Annotated in this window: 20 protein-coding genes; 14 read left to right on the top strand and 6 right to left on the bottom strand. The window is 42.1% G+C overall.

Annotated elements, in window-relative coordinates; all coding sequences use genetic code 11:
- Nucleotide 1 precedes the first annotated feature (1 nt).
- The gene (locus tag MKY19_RS17955) at nucleotides 2–436 is read left to right on the top strand and encodes a DUF5301 domain-containing protein (RefSeq protein ID WP_339796579.1); all 435 of its coding nucleotides are present in this window, start codon (nucleotides 2–4) and stop codon (nucleotides 434–436) included.
- Nucleotides 437–481: 45 nt separating this feature from the next.
- On the opposite strand, the gene kduD is transcribed toward MKY19_RS17955, so the two are convergent.
- The 3 genes from kduD to kduI all read right to left on the bottom strand — a co-directional run bounded on the left by kduD (nucleotide 482) and on the right by kduI (nucleotide 3,005).
- Entirely contained in the window at nucleotides 482–1,240 is a 759-nt protein-coding gene (gene kduD, locus MKY19_RS17950) for a 2-dehydro-3-deoxy-D-gluconate 5-dehydrogenase KduD (RefSeq protein WP_042189303.1), read from the bottom strand.
- Between the two features lie 43 nt (nucleotides 1,241–1,283).
- On the bottom strand, nucleotides 1,284–2,039 hold the full coding sequence (locus tag MKY19_RS17945) for a DeoR/GlpR family DNA-binding transcription regulator (RefSeq protein WP_339796577.1): 756 nt from the start codon (nucleotides 2,037–2,039) through the stop codon (nucleotides 1,284–1,286).
- 132 nt (nucleotides 2,040–2,171) lie between these two features.
- Nucleotides 2,172–3,005 (bottom strand): 5-dehydro-4-deoxy-D-glucuronate isomerase, encoded by an 834-nt coding sequence (gene kduI / locus MKY19_RS17940; RefSeq protein ID WP_076286208.1) that lies wholly within the window; start codon nucleotides 3,003–3,005, stop codon nucleotides 2,172–2,174.
- 235 nt (nucleotides 3,006–3,240) lie between these two features.
- On the opposite strand from kduI, the gene MKY19_RS17935 reads away from it, so the two are divergent.
- Both MKY19_RS17935 and aspA read left to right on the top strand, forming a co-directional pair.
- A complete protein-coding gene (locus MKY19_RS17935; RefSeq protein WP_339796574.1) occupies nucleotides 3,241–4,917 on the top strand; it encodes a hypothetical protein in 1,677 nt (558 codons plus the stop codon).
- Between the two features lie 297 nt (nucleotides 4,918–5,214).
- Complete coding sequence (gene aspA, locus MKY19_RS17930) at nucleotides 5,215–6,639, top strand: aspartate ammonia-lyase (protein WP_042128747.1); 1,425 nt, start codon at nucleotides 5,215–5,217, stop codon at nucleotides 6,637–6,639.
- A 106-nt stretch (nucleotides 6,640–6,745) separates the two neighbouring features.
- Here aspA and MKY19_RS17925 read toward each other — a convergent pair whose 3' ends face one another.
- Nucleotides 6,746–7,285, bottom strand: coding sequence for a MerR family transcriptional regulator (locus MKY19_RS17925; RefSeq protein WP_042189294.1), 540 nt, complete (start codon nucleotides 7,283–7,285; stop codon nucleotides 6,746–6,748).
- A gap of 15 nt (nucleotides 7,286–7,300) precedes the next feature.
- Nucleotides 7,301–7,423 carry a hypothetical protein gene (locus MKY19_RS17920; RefSeq protein ID WP_339241999.1) on the bottom strand — a complete coding sequence of 41 codons (123 nt, stop codon included), beginning with the start codon at nucleotides 7,421–7,423 and terminating at the stop codon, nucleotides 7,301–7,303.
- Between the two features lie 74 nt (nucleotides 7,424–7,497).
- Here MKY19_RS17920 and MKY19_RS17915 point away from each other — a divergent pair, with 74 nt between their 5' ends.
- The 5 genes from MKY19_RS17915 (at nucleotide 7,498) to ybaK (ending at nucleotide 10,364) form a co-directional block, all read left to right on the top strand.
- Entirely contained in the window at nucleotides 7,498–8,118 is a 621-nt protein-coding gene (locus MKY19_RS17915; RefSeq protein WP_339796570.1) for a bifunctional transcriptional activator/DNA repair enzyme AdaA, read from the top strand.
- Nucleotides 8,108–8,641, top strand: a complete 534-nt coding sequence (locus MKY19_RS17910; protein ID WP_339796567.1) for a methylated-DNA--[protein]-cysteine S-methyltransferase — start codon at nucleotides 8,108–8,110, stop codon at nucleotides 8,639–8,641. The genes MKY19_RS17915 and MKY19_RS17910 overlap by 11 nt, the downstream gene beginning before the upstream one ends.
- On the top strand, nucleotides 8,638–9,456 hold the full coding sequence (locus MKY19_RS17905) for a radical SAM protein (protein ID WP_339796564.1): 819 nt from the start codon (nucleotides 8,638–8,640) through the stop codon (nucleotides 9,454–9,456). The genes MKY19_RS17910 and MKY19_RS17905 overlap by 4 nt, the downstream gene beginning before the upstream one ends.
- Nucleotides 9,457–9,542: 86 nt before the next feature.
- Nucleotides 9,543–9,794 (top strand): YolD-like family protein, encoded by a 252-nt coding sequence (locus tag MKY19_RS17900; RefSeq protein WP_042189285.1) that lies wholly within the window; start codon nucleotides 9,543–9,545, stop codon nucleotides 9,792–9,794.
- A gap of 96 nt (nucleotides 9,795–9,890) precedes the next feature.
- Nucleotides 9,891–10,364 carry a Cys-tRNA(Pro) deacylase gene (gene ybaK / locus MKY19_RS17895; RefSeq protein WP_042189283.1) on the top strand — a complete coding sequence of 158 codons (474 nt, stop codon included), beginning with the start codon at nucleotides 9,891–9,893 and terminating at the stop codon, nucleotides 10,362–10,364.
- On the opposite strand, the gene MKY19_RS17890 is transcribed toward ybaK, so the two are convergent.
- Nucleotides 10,353–11,105 (bottom strand): YdcF family protein, encoded by a 753-nt coding sequence (locus MKY19_RS17890; protein ID WP_339241988.1) that lies wholly within the window; start codon nucleotides 11,103–11,105, stop codon nucleotides 10,353–10,355. The two genes, ybaK and MKY19_RS17890, sit on opposite strands and share 12 nt — an antisense overlap.
- A 250-nt stretch (nucleotides 11,106–11,355) precedes the next feature.
- On the opposite strand from MKY19_RS17890, the gene MKY19_RS17885 reads away from it, so the two are divergent.
- The 6 genes from MKY19_RS17885 (at nucleotide 11,356) to MKY19_RS17860 (ending at nucleotide 17,022) form a co-directional block, all read left to right on the top strand.
- Complete coding sequence (locus MKY19_RS17885) at nucleotides 11,356–12,975, top strand: RNA polymerase sigma factor (protein WP_339796559.1); 1,620 nt, start codon at nucleotides 11,356–11,358, stop codon at nucleotides 12,973–12,975.
- Nucleotides 12,976–13,444: 469 nt separating this feature from the next.
- Nucleotides 13,445–14,014 carry an RNA polymerase sigma factor gene (locus MKY19_RS17880; protein WP_339241986.1) on the top strand — a complete coding sequence of 190 codons (570 nt, stop codon included), beginning with the start codon at nucleotides 13,445–13,447 and terminating at the stop codon, nucleotides 14,012–14,014.
- The gene (locus tag MKY19_RS17875) at nucleotides 14,007–15,488 is read left to right on the top strand and encodes a DUF4179 domain-containing protein (protein WP_339796556.1); all 1,482 of its coding nucleotides are present in this window, start codon (nucleotides 14,007–14,009) and stop codon (nucleotides 15,486–15,488) included. The genes MKY19_RS17880 and MKY19_RS17875 overlap by 8 nt, the downstream gene beginning before the upstream one ends.
- Before the next feature lie 200 nt (nucleotides 15,489–15,688).
- Nucleotides 15,689–15,856: a hypothetical protein gene (locus tag MKY19_RS17870; protein WP_339796554.1), complete on the top strand. Its 168-nt coding sequence runs from the start codon at nucleotides 15,689–15,691 to the stop codon at nucleotides 15,854–15,856.
- A 114-nt stretch (nucleotides 15,857–15,970) separates the two neighbouring features.
- The gene (locus MKY19_RS17865; RefSeq protein WP_339302216.1) at nucleotides 15,971–16,330 is read left to right on the top strand and encodes a hypothetical protein; all 360 of its coding nucleotides are present in this window, start codon (nucleotides 15,971–15,973) and stop codon (nucleotides 16,328–16,330) included.
- Nucleotides 16,331–16,572: 242 nt separating this feature from the next.
- Nucleotides 16,573–17,022, top strand: a complete 450-nt coding sequence (locus MKY19_RS17860) for a DUF1569 domain-containing protein (RefSeq protein ID WP_339796552.1) — start codon at nucleotides 16,573–16,575, stop codon at nucleotides 17,020–17,022.
- Nucleotides 17,023–17,116: the final 94 nt, after the last annotated feature.

Raw genomic sequence — 17,116 nt, 5'->3', positions numbered from 1 at the left:
TATGAAAAAAAGTAAATTATTTTTATTGTTTCTTATAGTAATAAATCTGCTTCTTTATGGAGTTCCCTTATATCACAGTTATAATTCATTTCAAAATCTTGTACTGGATCGAATCGATGATACTCAAATCACCTCCATTAGAGTTCTTAAGAGTTCTAATGAACAAGAAATTAAAGTGGATGACCCGAAAGAAATTGAAAAGATCATACATGAGTTTTCTGACGTGAAATTAAAAAGAAGTGATGCATCAGAACGACCTGCGGAGACCTATTGGATAAGAATATATGTAAATAAAGATCAGCGCTTTGGAATGACACTCTATGGCACAGATTACTTGTATTTCAGCGATCGATCTAGTAATAGTAAGTATCACTCTGGAAATTTTAAGATTACTAGTAAATTTGATGGGGAATCCATTACAAGCTTGTTTAAGTAAAAATAACCCGCTGCCACAGGCAGCGGGTTAAATATTTCAGGTTATTTATCTAGCCATCCATCCGCCGTCAACATTAAGAATATGACCATTCAAATAGTCGGATGCTGCGGAAGCTAAGAATACAGCAGGACCTTTAAGATCATCAGGTGTTCCCCAACGTGCAGCTGGAATACGATCTAAGATAGCATCCGAGCGGCTTTGGTCAGCACGGATCGGAGCTGTATTTTCAGTCGCCATGTAGCCTGGTGCAATCGCATTGATGTTCAGACCGGAGCCTGCCCATTCATTGGCAAAAGCTTTAGTAAGACCTGCAACCCCGTGCTTACTCGCGGTGTAGCCAGGGACATTGATTCCGCCTTGATAGGAGAGCATAGAGGCGATGTTAATGATTTTGCCGGATCCTCTTTCCAGGAAGTGGCGGCCAGCGATCTGAGACAGAAGGAACACTGTGTTCAAGTTCAGGTTAATAACATCGAACCAGTCTTTTTCACTATGGTCTTTTGCAGGAGTACGGCGGATCATTCCTGCACAGTTCACGAGAATGTCAACATGACCAGTCAGTTCAAGTGCTTGGTCAAATGTGTTTTGCAGGTTGCTATGATCACTTAAGTCAGATTCGATGCTAACTGCTTTTACACCAAAAGCTTTTGCAGCGTTTACGGTTTCTTGACTTGTATTAAGCGATACGGATGCAATATCCGCACCTGCTTCTGCGAAGGCAAGGGCAATGCCTTGTCCAAGACCTTGAGCAGCACCGGTTACGAGTGCTGTTTTACCTGCCAAGCTGAATAATGATGATGACATTATAAATTACGCCCCTTTGATTTAAATGAATTTGATTCCGTTATTACTCACATTCAATGGCAATGCCTGCGCTGCGGAACTGTTCTGCCGTTTCGGGAGAGAGTCCTTTATCTGTCAAGATAACGTCAACTTCCTGCAGAGAAGCGAATGTACGCAGCGCAGTTTGGCCGAATTTATGATGATCCACAACCGCGAACACTTTACGGGCAGTAGACACAAGGGCTTGCTTAAACTCAATTAAATCTCCTGTATAAATAGAAAGTCCATGTTCGATATGAACAGCTGTCGAGGACAGAAATGCTTTTTGAATATTAAGTTGTTGCACATAGGAGACGGCTTCAGGGCCGGCCAACATATTGCGGACACGGTAACCCCCGGGAACGACGAGACGAATATGATCTTTGGGAACCAGTTCGCTGATGATGTATACATCATTGGTGACTACCGTTAGAGGCATATTGTCCAGGCGTCGGGCAATTTCAAGCGTTGTGCTCCCGCCGTCAAGAGCTATAATATCGTCCTGATCAATATGAGCAAGCGCGCGCAAGGCGATCTCTGTTTTTTCGTCGGAATACTTATCCAATGGATCCTTAGAGGGCAAAATACCAAACTGGTCGCTTTGTGCCAGCACAGCTCCGCCATGTACACGTACGATCAGTCCTTGCTCCTCCAGCTTGCTTAAATCCTCACGAATTGTTTTTCCCGTAACTTGTAGCTTATCGCTCAGTTCATTCACCGTTACATCTTTTTGGTTCAGCATAACTTCCATAATCATCTCATGTCTTCGTATCGGGTTCATCCGCTTGCCTCAGCTTTCCGTAATTGATTAAAATTATAAGAAAGTTTAAGTTTCACGCTAGACTCTTCCTTATAATTCTCGCACAAACGCTTATCGTCCTTAAAAGGACGCCGAAGGCGTTTTAGCTTGTCTCTATTGTAGTTCTTTCATGGATACGGGGTCCATATCATCATATCTTTTATTATCGCCAGCCATACTCCAGATAAAAGTATAGTTATGAGTACCAACACCACTGTGTATGGACCAGCTTGGAGAAATAACCGCTTGTTCGTTTTGCATTACGATATGGCGAGTTTCATTAGGCTCTCCCATCAAGTGGAACACAACGGAATCGTCCGGTAGATCGAAATAGAAATAAGCTTCCATCCGGCGTGGATGTGTATGTGCTGGCATCGTATTCCACATGCTACCTGGCTTCAGTTGAGTCATACCCATAACTAGCTGAGCACTTTGCACGCCGTTTGTATGAATGAACCGGTGAATGGTACGCTCATTGGAGTTCTCCAAACCGCCCATTGCACCAGATTCGGATTCAGCCAGAGTGGTTTTGGTAGTTGGATAGGACTGGTGAGCAGGCGCAGAATTCAAATAGAATTTAGCGGGCTTGGAAGCGTCTGCACTTTTGAAGATAACATCTTTAGAACCTTGACCGACATACAGACATTCTTTGAAATCTACTTCATATTCTGTACCATCGACAATAACCGAACCTTTACCGCCAACATTGATGATCCCCAGCTCACGGCGTTCCAAGAAGTAAGTAACTCCAAGTTCTTTAAGGTCAGTTGTAAGTGCAACTTCTTCCTTAACAGGATTAGCACCGCCAACGATCATGCGATCCTCATGGGTAAGTACAAGTTTCAGTTCATCTGGTGCAAAAATGACAGGAATGTGGAATTCCTTACGGAGGCGCTCAGTGTCAAACTGCTTAACTTCATTAGGGTGGGATGCAAAACGTCTTTCCATGGAATATTCAATCTCCTTCACAAGCATATTTTCGTTCGTATAAGTACAATTTACTCCATTTATGTTCATATTACAAGTGTTTATTTTTATATGTTGGTTCGTTTTAGTTTATTTTTAAGTTTTGCTAATTGCCAAATGAACGAAAAGTGTGCACAATAGATCTAAAATGCTTAGTTCTCATTTATAGGATTGTTATCATACTATTGAAAATTGAGATGTGGGAGGTTGAACTTGAATGCTGGAGTCGAATGGTATTCAGAGTACTTATCAGGACCGTCAACAAGAAATCATTATAAGTATAGCGCTGGAAGCGCAGAGACGGCCTCTGCTTGAGAGTGGACTCTGGTTCCACGAGGATGTGCGAAATAACTTTTATTATGCCTCATATCTTTTTGCAGCTGCAGTAGATGATTCTTTGTCGTTGCCTTTTGACCGGGAAGAAGCGAAACAGAAGGCACAGGATGTGCTGCTAGAGACATTAATGTTACAGAATCGTCAACCTGGCACGGAGCTATACGGGCACTGGCCGCTTGGATTGAATCCGGTTCCACGTGAGGCTTCGCCGCATGAATTGCCTGTGGAAATTATGGGCAGTCTGATGGCCTACTTTTGCAAAAGATATGGTGGAGCACTAAACGCTCAACTTCGCATTGTCCTGAATACAGCATTTGGACACATTTATCGGAGTGATTTCTACCGTAAGCCGGTAATCACTTTTGGACATCATGAAGCGAAATATACAGCAGCAAAGCTGATTTTTGGCACTATGTTTGCAGATGATGTGCTCGTTGAGGATGGTCGGCAAAGCTTGAAGGACACATTGACATACATCCGCTCTAAGGGTATGCCAGAATACGGCAGTCTCCCGTGGTTCTGGCATTGGATACAGGCGTTTACCTGCGCTTTGGAGCTTGTCCCGACAGAAGATACGGATTTAATAACTACTCTTAAAGACATGCTTGATCATCTTTGGAAGGTAAGAGCAGAGTTTTATTTACGTGGAGCTTGGGTGGGTGCACATTCTAGAGGTTGGCCACATGATGTACCAGGGGATGCTAATGTGCTTCATGACTATGTTCAGTTCGGGGACTTCAAGCTTTCAGAGGCAATGCCACGCACGGAATACGCTGGACTCCTATTCTATAAAGCGCCAGTTGAGGCTTTAACAGCTGCGATGAATCGCCAGACGCCAGTGGAAACCACCAAGATTACGCAGAAGGTAGTCCCAGCAGATCCGAACGCTCAACCGTTGCTTCATTCCTATGCCTATATTACAGAGGATTTTGCAGCAGGCGGGATGTGGGAACGAGTAGAGGAATTTGATAATGAACAGCTCCGTTGGACTTTCTCTCTGCCTGTGAATGGAGAAGGAGGGTCTAACCAGCTATTTTTCTTCCATCCAGGTCAAGGCTACAATGAGGGAGATCCTCGCCATCAGAGCCGTTATATGGAGGTCCTCTATCACAAAAATGTAGTTATTTCTTTATTTCCCATTCCTCAGGGGGAAAAGAATACGATCATCGGTGTTCTTCCTCATGGGGAGTGGATGCAAGACCCGAACGCCTTATTCGGTCAGGTTGGGGATGTCTATTTCGCAATATATTTATCTCAATCGTACCAACTACAGGAACGTCCGGGATACATTGAGGTAACCGTTCAAGGGATGCCGGGTGGGGTGATCGTTGAGGCGATCGGTGTTAAGGAGTCTGCAGAGCGTGGCATCATCGGAATGGATGCATTCGTAATAGCAATGGCCCATAATGAACCCCAATTTGAGATGGAAGGCGGCTTGGCGGCTCATTATACGACCAGTAATGGCGATAGATTGCATTTGAGTATGAAGAGCGAGTCAGAGCAACCGCGAGCTTTGCTGAATGGTGTGAAGATCTCTTTAGAGAACTATACGGTTTAATAAGAACTCAACATAGTTGTGAGTTAAGTTTGGATGGAGTCGACCTTAAGGTCGGCTTTTTTATATTATAAATGCGCATATTATGCTATAGCTTCAATTGGAAATTTACTCCTAATAAAAACCAGCTTTCCTTTAAGGGCAAGGCTTTCGTAATCTTATTTGAAATTAATTACATTAATCTCTAATTTTATGAGAGACATTTATCACAATAAAGGTTAATATCTAAGTGAGACATATGAATGAATGCGCTTTCTTAAATCCGTTCAAACCTAACTCAAAGAATGCGAGGGATTTACTGTGACAGGAACTGAATTTCGTGTAGAAAATGATTTTCTAGGCAGCAAACAAGTAGATAAGAACGCATACTATGGGATTCAGACATTACGCGCAGTAGAGAATTTTCCAATTACGGGATATAGAGTGCACAATGAATTAATCAAAGCGATGGGGATCGTAAAGAAAGCCGCTGCGCTTGCAAATATGGAAATCGGCAGGCTCTATCGTGGGCTTGGAGAAGTTGTTGTGAAAGCAGCAGATGAGATCATCGAAGGTCAATGGCACGAACAATTTATTGTAGACCCTATACAGGGTGGTGCAGGTACCTCGTTAAATATGAATGCCAATGAAGTCATTGCTAACCGAGCATTAGAGCTGCTTGGTCATGAAAAAGGAGACTATCGTCATTTAAGTCCCAACTCTCATGTGAATATGGCGCAGTCTACAAATGATGCATTCCCGACGGCTATTCATATTGCGACGCTTTCTCTTCTGGAACAACTGCTTGTTACTATGCGCAGAATGCATGAGGTGTTTGCAGACAAAGCCAAGGAATTTGATCCGGTTATAAAAATGGGACGCACGCATCTACAAGATGCAGTGCCAATTCGTCTGGGCCAAGAGTTTGAGGCTTATCGCAGAGTACTTGAGAGAGATATCAAACGTATTGAACATACACGTCATCATTTGTATGAAGTGAATATGGGGGCAACGGCAGTAGGAACTGGATTAAATGCTGACCCTCGATATATCGAAGTGGTTGTAGAACATTTGGCCGAAATAAGTGGATTGCCGCTAGTTACTGCAGATCATCTTGTGGATGCTACGCAAAATACAGATGCATACACAGAAGTATCTGCTGCGCTAAAAGTCTGCATGATGAACATGTCCAAGATCGCTAATGATCTTCGACTCATGGCCTCCGGCCCGCGGACAGGGTTTAATGAAATTTCATTACCTGCTCGCCAGCCTGGTTCCTCCATTATGCCAGGTAAAGTTAATCCGGTTATGGCAGAGGTCATCAATCAGGTAGCTTTTCAAGTGATAGGAAATGACCATACAATCTGTCTGGCTTCCCAAGCGGGTCAACTGGAACTGAATGTTATGGAGCCAGTTCTAGTGTTTAATCTCATTCAGTCCATCAGCATCATGAACAACTCCTTCCAAGTCTTCACAGATTTCTGTCTGGCTGGTATTGAAGCCAATAAAGAGAAGCTAGAGCGGGATGTGGAGCGTAGTGTCGGAATCATTACTGCGGTTAACCCACATTTGGGCTACGAAGTAGTTTCACGTATTGCTCGTGAGGCGATTTTGACAGGAGAATCTGTTCGTGAATTGTGCCTTAAGTATAATGTGTTATCCGAGGAAGAGCTCAATCTGATTCTGGACCCATACGAAATGACGCATCCTGGAATCGCAGGCTCAGCTTTATTGCAGAAGCAATAGGGGATTACCTAACCGTTAATCGCTGACTTTGTCATGCGTGTCCTACGACATTTAAAAAGAACCTACTTCAACGCTAGTTAGAAGTAGGTTCTTTTGCGTTTCAGGCTTACAGGAAAAAGAATGAGCGTAATAGACCACGTTTCCTTGGTGGAGAGGGCAACCTTGTAGTAGTAACGGGACGAGAAGCTTCGTTAGATGTGAAGACGTTGCCTTTTGAAGCTTGCATGGGTTCTAGGGTTGCTGCTAATTGTTTGATCATTATCCGCAGATCCTCAAGCTCTTCACGCTGCTGAAGCAACTGTATCATGACTACTTCATCAGCTTTTTGATCGAGTGTACGTTCAATATAATGAATCCGGGATAATATATCTTGCATAGGCTCAGCGTCTGTGGGATGAAGTGGATCTTGCGGTGACGTGGACATCTGCTTTTCATTCGAGTCAGTTAATTGAATACTCTCTAGTGGTTCTCCGTGATTAATGCGGTCTTTAATATGACTAAGCAAGCTGATTTGCTGCTCTGAGAATGTATAGTGGCCAAACCGGTCTTTTGGAAAAAAATCAGGGAACATAGCAGCCCAACGTTTGATCGTAGTCTGGCTTACTGACAGCAGCTCTGCGGCATCCTTTGTTTTCAGAATTTCCATTTTGATTCCTCCAGTTCAGGTAGTCATGTTATGAGTAATTCGTTGTTCAATTGCTGCTCCCTGCAAGGCTGACAAAGGAAGTGCGGATTCGATAAACAAAGTGTAATTACGAGCAATCTCACCATTCTTGGATTTCACTATCTTGCTTTTACATTCTAGAATGAGTACAGATGACCCAGTAGCGGGGTATACTTGGTTTTGAGGTGAATCGTATGGATAAGAGTGGAGAAGTGGAAAAGATGACTGAGGAGCAATGGCAGGCTATTTTGAAAAATGATGCAGCTTATAACGAAAAATTCTTTTATGCTGTGAAGACTACGGGAATCTTTTGCCGACCTTCCTGCAAGTCCAAAGCACCTAATCGAGAGAATGCACGTATCTTTCAAAATGCAGAACAAGCATTAGAATCTGGATTTCGTCCCTGTAAAAGATGCAAACCGACGGGTGAGCGGCTGCCGGATAAGGAATGGGTGGCTGTAATGACTGAATATATCGACAAACATTATCATGAACCTCTTACTCTTGAAACGCTGGCAGAAGTCTGTCATGGAAGCCCTTATCATCTTCATCGAACCTTCAAGAAAGTAATGGGAATCACTCCAGCGGATTATATACAGCAAAAGAGAATCGATCAGGCATCTGAATATTTGGTTACCACGGATCGGGATGTAGCTGATATTGGATTACATGTGGGTCTGCCAAATACGTCGTATTTTATTACCTTATTTAAAAAAAAGACGGGGCTTACCCCAACGAAGTATCGACAGCTTAACAAATTAGAATTAACGAATCATTCTGAATTATTCATGGAGGTACAGAAAAATGGAGAATAAACCAAGTGCAATCATATACTGGACATTGCTAGCTTATAAGGAATGGAGTTTCTATATCGCAGCGTCGGAGAAAGGATTAAGTTATGTGGGGTCGCAGCAGAAGCCATTCGAAGAAATGAGTGACTGGATGAGCCGTAGATTTCCTGAAAGTAAACTGGTGCAGGACGATGAGAAAATGGTTCCATTTGTACAGGAACTGATCGAATATTTGCAAGGGGTACGGCAGGCTTTCAGCATTCCTTTTGACTATCGGGGGACTCCATTTCAACTCGCGGTGTGGAAAGCGTTATGTGAAATCCCATATGGACAAACGTGGTCTTATTCGGATATCGCCACACATATTCAAAAGCCTGCTGCAGTACGCGCGGTAGGGACGGCCATAGGTGCAAATCCGATACTAATTACGGTGCCCTGCCACCGAGTCATTGGCAAGAATGGAACATTAACTGGCTACCGCGGGGGATTAGAGATGAAGACTAGGCTGCTTAATTTGGAAAGTGGAAAGAGTGCTCTAGAATTATGAATATTGAGATCCAGTACAAAACCCCAAAGACCTTACTAAATAAAGGGACGGGTTATCTGAACGGATATAGTCATTCTTTAAACCCATATACCGGCTGTACTTATGGCTGTTCTTATTGTTATGTGCGTCAAATGCCTGTTTCACTGTTTCGCCAAGAGGAATGGGGAACGTGGGTAGATGTCAAACAAGAAGCTGCAGCTATCTTACGCAAAGAAATCCTGAAAGCAAAGTCCAAAGGACCGGTCTCCATCTTTATGTCCTCTAGTACAGATCCATACCAACGGATAGAGCACAAGGAGCAGGTAACCAGGGCTTTGCTGGAGGTTATGGTGGAGACCCCGCCCGATTTTCTGTTCGTGCAGACGCGCAGTCCGCTCGTACGCAGAGATATAGATTTATTATTACGCTTAGAAGACAAGGTTCGCGTGAGTATGACTGTAGAGACGGATCGTGAAGATATTCGCAAAAAATTCACACCAAGTGCTCCGCCCATTTCTGCAAGATTAAAGACACTGAAATTACTGCGTGAAGCGGGCATTCCTGTTCAAGCAACCATCGCTCCGGTATTGCCAAGCAGCACTTCTTTTCCAGAGATCCTAAGGGGTTTGGTGGATAGGGTCTGTATCGACGATTATTTTATGGGAGATGGCAGTGGGGGCAAACGGACACGGAGATTAGGTATTTATTCCCTTTATGAAGAGCTGCAATTGGAAGAATGGTACGATCCGGCGGCTTATCGCAGGGTGTACGATGGACTCCGGAGTGTTTTTAATGAAGATGAGCTTTTCTTGAGCCAGAAGGGGTTCGAGCCTTAAACTGAAACATGATATAATAAACGAGAGCATTCATACTTAGTATTTTAAAATACTTAATACCTGTAATCGCTTATTGGAGGAGTAGAGTGGCAAAAGCAAAAGTGGCCAAGCGGCCCACAAGAGATGAATTTGTACTTGAGGAGCTAGGCAATCAGCTAGTTGAAGCGAAGCAAGAAGGTTCTGAGATTTTATTGACCGTATGGGGAAAAGAAGAACAGGTGCGCGGAACGATTGTAGAAATGGACTCGCGGACAGGAAAAGTACACATCAGTAAAAACGAAGGTATCGAAAAAGTTCCGTTTATGGATATTATGCAAGTTAATTATCCCAGAGATTAATGGGAACGCAGCAATAAGAGGTCCTGTGAGCCATGTTGGCTTTGGGGCCTCTTTGACCATATAGTATCGAATAGATTAAAGAGAGGTAGATCAGATATGGCAGTAACCAAAACCAACGCGATGCGAATGCTAGATGCGAAGAAAATTGGATATGAAGTGTTTGTTTATGACAACGAGGATGGACTAATCCATGGTACGGCAGTTGCAGAGAAGATTGGAAAGGCGGCAGAGACGGTTTTTAAAACTTTGGTCGCTCATAGCGGAGCAAATCTTTATGTATTTGTTATACCGGTTGCTGAGGAGCTGGATCTCAAAAAGGCGGCCAAGGCCGCCGGAGAGAAAAAGATTGAGATGCTGCCAGTGAAGGACTTGCAGAAGTGGACGGGTTATATCCGTGGTGGATGTTCACCAGTCGGTATGAAAAAGCTATATCCAACGTTCATTGATAGCAGCGCAGAAAGTCAGGAAACGATAGCCGTTAGCGCCGGAAAAATTGGTCAACAAATGGATGTATCACCGCAGCTTCTTGCAGGGGTAACAAATGCGAAATTCACAGATCTAATTAAATAGATGAGCAACAAGAAGACCTAAATACTCCTTCAAGGCTGTGCCTGTAGTGGAGATGGCTCCTGGCGAAGGAGTGAACTTTGAGGGTTGCAACGAAAATTCAGCGCTGGCGATATAATCTGTAGGAAAAGCTTGCGCTGTTAGCCCTGCATTCTTGAAGTGCTGCATCGAGCGGGGCATATGAAACCCTGATGTGACTAGTACAGGACGCTTAAGTCCCTTCTCTTGTAGGATTGCGGCGGTATTTACAGCATTCTGCTCCGTGTTAAGAGATTGATTGTCGGTCAGGATATCCTCTTCGGGGACACCGAGTCCAAGGAGTTGTCTTTTGGCGATATCCGCTTCATTGCCGCTGTCGGAGAAGACTTGTCCACCAGAGAATAGGATGGGTAAACCACTCGCATTATGTAGTCGTACAGCTGTAATTAGCCGATTCGCTGCTGATCCATATAAGTTGCCTTCGCCATCAATATCCGGTGTCCCAGAGCTTGCACCTCCACCAAGCACAACGATGACATCTCCTTGCAATGTATCCGGTTGAGGATATTTTCGTTCTAAACCTCCGATTAACGCATCGCTGACTAAAGAAGTCATGGAGAAATACATAAGCAGTGTAACGCCAAGCAGGACAAGCGCAGGACGACGGTTCTTTTTCCATAACCAAATGACAAGACCGAGCAGAAGCAGGATGAAAAGTCCTGGAGGAAGCACAAAGCTGTATACAAATTTGATGATGTAAATCAACAGTATCAACCGCCTTCTTAAAGTATGAGTTCAGGTTGTATTGTAACATGAGTTGGGGTGTTCGAAGTTGCACAAAAGACCGAAACGGTCTTTTTTTATTTGATGAGAAGCCTAATCTAGAACTAGATTGGGAGCGGCATTAAGCTAAAGGGAAGGATAGTTGAATAAATTTTTCCTGAACTCCCCAACCTTTTTCGTTTTCGCTGCAGTATATATTTAAGTGCCACCGATAAGAAGGAGCTTTTAGAACATGAATAAACAACATGCTGACCGTGTCATCGAGGATTTCATCAAGCCGCTATATGGTTTTGCTTTGAACAAAACGGGAAAGATCGCCGAAGCCGAGGAGCTGGCGGGAAGAATTACACTGGAAGTATACCAAGCGCTTCTTAAAAAATCAGACTTCTTGGATCTGAACAGTTACGTCTTTAAGATTGCGCATTATGTATGGGCGAAATTCGTAGGCGAAAAAGTGAAAGCTTCCAACCAAATGCGGATTGATGACCAAGAGGTGATGTCCAGAGAACAGGGTTTCGACGAGATCATTCGTCAAGAAACGGCTGGCGCTTTGCGGCGGGAAATAGCTTTTTTATCTCATCAGCAACGGGCAATCGTTATCAAGTACTATTACGGTGGAATGAGAATTAGTGAAATCGCGGCTGAGATGGGTCTTTCTAGCGGCACAATCAAATGGCATTTATTCGAAGCGAAAAAGGAGCTGAAACACAAAATGAACACCATTCGATCAATGGGTAATCTCGGCATCAACCCGATTCGCATGACAGGTTTAGGGCATAACGGATCCCCAGGAAACAAAGGCGACACCTCTGACTTTTTAGCGACGGCGATTAGACAAAACATTGCTTTCTCAACGTATCACAAGCCACTCACGATCAATGAAATTGCTGAAGAGCTGGGCATTTCACCTGTATTTATAGAGGATGAAATCGAATTGCTGGAAGAATACGGATTCATGGATAAACTACCGGGTAGAAAGTATCGTACCAATATGTACATAGAAGATCCGTCCCCAATGAAAAGCGAGGTACTGTACCCATTGTTCAAAGAATATGCAGAGATTGCAGTCGAGCATTATTTCAAGACGTTTTTCTCGATGGGTGAAGTGTTCCATGAGACGGGTGTCTATATTCCTGGCGGCGATGTCAATCTACTGTTGTGGAGTCTCATTCCGTATGCTGGTAATCAATTGAGCTTCAAAGAACTCAATAGGGTTAGCCATGAAGAGGTTTCCGTCAGCCGCAAAGATGGCGGGCATTACGCCGCTCATGCAACGATTCACAGAGAGTTTGACGTCAGTTTTGATCCTAAACAATATTATTATAGTGGAAATATGAATCGGGATTCCGATGAGTTTGCAATAAAGGCATGGCAGGTCGATACGTGGTGGTGTGGCAGGAAGGACAGTTGGCGAGACAATCTGAGTTCGGATTTCATTAGTCTGATGCATGTGATCAATGGAGATTTACCGCAAAACGATGTAAACATTGATGCCTATCGCCGTCTTTTCGATAAACAATATTTGCTGAGAACGGAATCTGACCTTGAAGTTAACATTGTTTATTGCAAGGATAAGCAAACAGGAGAACGTCTGCATGCGGCGATTCCGCAACCGTCCGAACGAATCAAAGAAGCCGCCACGAAATTGGATCAAGCTGTTTATCAAGTGAACCTCGAAGGACAACCAGATCATGCACATAAATATGTGCGTTACTGGTCACAGAACTGCATGGCGTCGGGAACCATACTCGCCTTCGTACTCAAACATTTAGTTGATATCGGTATGTTAAAAGTACCTGATCCGCATCGTAAAAAAGGCATTTCTACAATCATGTTCATGAATCAACGCTAGCTTCAAATTAATCAAAGAAAATGGAATATTCTTTAATGCAGCAATGTGAAGATATCTCGCAGTAGCCTTCGATTTAGCTAAGAACGATTTAATAAAAGGCGATTAAGATGATTGCAGTTACAAGTTGCTCAACTAACTGAGAACTATAGTTCAATAATGAGAGGGCTGCCGAGAGGTAGCCCTTTGTTCAACTAAAGGGCAGGATAATTTAAGTATAAATCTGGATAATGTAGGCTGAAAACTTCTTCAGCTGAACGGTTATTATGAAAAGATGGGTGATTTCTCTAATAGCTGTCGTAATGAATTAACATCAAAAAAGTCTGATAAGAAATTCAAACCAGAAAATTTATTGATAACCTCGCAAGTAGCAGTTCACCCAAGTGAGGGAAAAGTTTTTTCCTCTTTTTATGAACCAAAATACGAGAACTGGTGAATAAGAAGTGAAAGGAAAAACGAGGAGGTCTTTTAAGTGAAAGAAAATCATCATTTTCCAATACCCAAGGAAGGAGGTCCAGTTGATTTTGAAACACTTGTTCAACCTCACTTAACTAGTGCATTTCGAGTCGCTTTTTTGATCGTCCATGATTATCATCTAGCTCAGGATGCCGTTCAAGAAGCACTATGGGAAGCGTATAAATCACTTTATCGATATGATAAACGAAAAGGGACATCGTTTCGAGCTTGGTTTATAAAAATTGTGACACATCGTGCACTTAATATGGTGCGTAGAAAGAAAAATACGGAAGAATATTTGGACTCTATTGACCCTGGGCAAAACCCATTGGAGAGTATTCTTCAAAAGGAGAAAGAGCAACAGATTTGGCGAGCGATTCAGATGATGACGCTGAAACATCGCTCAGTAGTTATCCTTTACTATTATGAGGAGTTTAGTATAGCTGAAATTGCAAAAATCCTTGGTGTATTTGAGGGAACGGTAAAATCAAGGCTACATAAGGCCAGAAACTTAATTGCTGAAAAAATACAAGTTAACAAAGAAACACAGGTATTTACCGAGATGGGAGTGAACATGCATGACTAATCTTGACAAACAAATTGCACAAACTCTAAAAAATGTTGCTGGAGAATTGGATCAGCCTAGTTTTGTGATTCCTGACCAAGTGGTAGCCTATAAAAGAAAAAGGTCGCGTTTACTAGGCACTTTGGTACTTCCTGTCTTAATCAGCTGCGCTTTGCTTTTAACGATATCGGTGAGTCCTACCTTTGCGGCCTATGTTAAATCGCTATTTAATGGTTCTGATAAAGAACTGCAATATGCAGCACAGGAAGGTTTTTCACAGAAGGTAAATGCCTCTGTTACTGATCGGGGCTATACTCTTGAAATAGAGGAGATATTAGCTGATCCGATGAGAATTGTGGCTGTTTATTCGATCAAGGATCAGCAAAAGAACTTTATTCATCCGGATAAGCTTCACATAAGTAACGTAGAGGTAACAGATTTGAAAGGGAATGTGATTAAAGAAACTAAAACGTATATGGTAGAAATCCAAGAAAATTACGGATATCTCACTCTAAAAAAACCGGGGGAAACAGAAGAACAAAACCTTTTATTACAGTTCGAGGGGAATCAGATCGACTCTGTTAAAGGAAATTGGGCCTTAAAGATTCCTATTGATTTAGAAAAAGCAATTAAGGCATCCAAGGTGCTACCAATCGATAAGACGTATACCACACCACAGGGACTGCAAATCAATCTAAATAGCATTATGCATTCACCGACTGCTGCCCGTGTGGATTATGAAACGAAATGGACGGAAGAGGCAAAGAAAAGATTAGTAGAGGAAAGTAAACAAGTGAAAGGAAAACTAGATTCAGTTGATCCTTATGTTCGCTATGATGATTATAAACTGAATTTTCATGTTGAAAATGAAAAAGGAGAGAAAGTAAAAGATTTAACTAGGGCGCTTGATATTTCACGCAAAGCCGTGGGAGAATACGGTCATTCTAATCGGAAGTATGGATTTGCTCCCCTGTCTCCTGATCATCAATATACACTAGTATTGGATTCTTTAGAAAAAACAGAACCGTATGAGCTAGGTGTATCATTTGAGCCAAAACAGCTTGCTGAAAAACCTGTAAGAGTAGATGAGGATGGCAAAACGATTAAGATCATGTCCGTAACCTTTGACGAACCATTAAATGAAGCATCTCCAAAGAATGAGAAGCACGCTACTATTTTGCTAGAGGCTTATTTAAAGGATATATCATATATTAATGTAGCAGATACGATTTTAATGGATGATGACACAGATAAAATTATTAATCGTTTTGGTTGGACTATAAAGGATGAAAAGGGCAAAATATACAATGTAACAGGTGGAAATTTTAAAATGATAGGAAAGGATGAACAAGGCAGAAACCATATCCGAATAAAATTGCAAAGTGATGAAATGAAAGAACTCCCTCAAAAGCTAAGTCTTACTTCAGAATTGGCAAAAAAGAGCTATGACCTGGATTGGAAAGTACCATTGCCAATGCCAAAAGAAGACAAATAAGAAAAGCGAAAGCGGAAAATCATGGCCTTTTAATTCTTTAACAGTGTCTGGTAGTAGCCGTTCGAGTCTCTTCAACTAACGGGGAACTATAGTTACTTAAAACAAGGAGCAGATCGCCGCGGCAGCTGCTCTTTGTCTTATTGAGCGATAAAGGAGACGGGTGAATTATATGCCAAATGATTATGTTTGGGGGATTTTCGTTGCTGATGCTTCAACTGATTTTCCGAAATAATAACTTCGCATATTACCATAGAAAGAGTAGTAAGTTGGTTGGAATGGATACGATCCATCATGAACATTATCATTTCAAAGATGAAAGTAAACCGATAGCGGTTGCTTCGGCAGCCGTTTTTTATTTGTTCAACTAACGGCAGGTTAGTTGAACTAAATTTTTATGTTAAAATGTGAATAAATCTGTTTATCGGGGTTGAATGATGATTAATTCGGCTGAAGAATTTGTAAGGTTAAGGCTTAGTGATAACATGGAGGAATATCTGAAGGCTGCATGGGATGAAGCACCTTTTGAGGTTTGGTTACAAGTAATTGAAACGTACCCTGAAATGCGTGAATGGGTAGCACATAATAAATCAATTCCTGTTGAGATTATGGAAATTCTAGCTGACGATGCAGATGAAAGGGTTAGATTTAATGTTGCTACAAAAAATCGACTACCAGAAAGTTTACAAATGAAACTGGCAAAAGATTTAGATAGCTCAGTTAGAAAACGAATTGTCTATAACAAAAAAGCGACATTTCGAGTTTTAACTATTTTATTGAACGATGATGACGAAGATATAAGAGTAGTGGCGAAGAATAGGGTTGATGAGGGACGACATAGGTAAACGTTAGTAGATTAGCGGTTGCTTAGGCAGCTGTTTTTTATTTGTTCAACTAATGGGCAGGATAGTGAGCAAAGAATAGATTGATGGGAAATGGTAAATATTAGAATGACAACGTGCTGTCGAATTGTACTGAAGCAATTATAAATATAATAGACAAACCAGAAGGTTCTAGATTATGCAGGAAATCGCATCGGTCTACACCATATATGAACTTCCTCAGATAAATTTAATGGAGCGTGCCAATGGAAAATATATATAATGAATTGCATACAGCGGAAATACTGAACCGTATCGAGAATTTAAGTCCAAATTCAAAACCACAATGGGGAACAATGAATGTTGCTCAAATGTTGGCTCACTGCTCAGCATTTCAAGATATCGCATTGGGAAATTCCTTTCCCCCTAGATATTGGCTAGGAAGGTTAATAGGAAGGTTTGTGAATTCTATTTTCTATAATGACAAGCCGGTACCACACAATATGTCAACAATTCCGACCATACTTATTGTAGATGAAAGAGACTTTATGACAGAAAGAGAAAAACTGAAACAAAAGATTTTAACTTTCCAAAGAAACGGTCCGGAGAAATGTTCATCCCATCCGCATCCTTTTTTTGGCAAGTTTACTCCTGAGCAATGGGGTAAAGGGATTTATAAACATCTAGACCATCATTTAAGACAATTTGGTGCTTAGTATTTTTTCGCAATGATTAATAATTGTTCAGTTTAGTGCAGTAACAACACTTCGCTGTGCTAACGGGACTCGATAGAGGAATAGCGGTTGCTTC

The sequence above is a fragment of the Paenibacillus sp. FSL R5-0744 genome, from assembly GCF_037972555.1.
GTDB lineage: Bacteria > Bacillota > Bacilli > Paenibacillales > Paenibacillaceae > Paenibacillus_AQ.
This window is presented reverse-complemented; position numbering and strand designations above follow the sequence as displayed.